Below are 227 nucleotides of genomic sequence, written 5' to 3'. Positions count from 1 at the left end.
ACCCCCGCCGGCGTGATTTTCCGGATGCGGTGGTTGTTAGTATCTGCCACATAGAAATTGCCGGATGAGTCCACAGCCATTCCGTAGGGGTAGTTAAACTGTGCCGTGGTGCCGGTGCCATTTCCAGAATTCGCTGTGTCACTGCCGGCTAAGATGCTTACCACCCAGGCTTTGCTGGTGCTGTCGGATTCCGTACTGGTGTTCTCGAAAACCTTGCAGGATATCAA

At 53.7% G+C, this 227-nt stretch carries 1 protein-coding gene; it reads right to left on the bottom strand.

What is annotated here, in order from left to right:
• Positions 1-227 (bottom strand): hypothetical protein (locus tag S1OALGB6SA_RS09895; protein WP_442789596.1); only part of this gene is annotated, 227 nt, incomplete at both ends.

The sequence above is a fragment of the Olavius algarvensis spirochete endosymbiont genome, assembly GCA_900608495.1.
In the GTDB taxonomy this organism is placed as follows: domain Bacteria; phylum Spirochaetota; class Spirochaetia; order DSM-2461; family DSM-2461; genus UBA2779.
The sequence above is the reverse complement of the archived record's forward strand: the minus strand, read 5'-3'. Positions and strand labels throughout refer to the sequence as shown.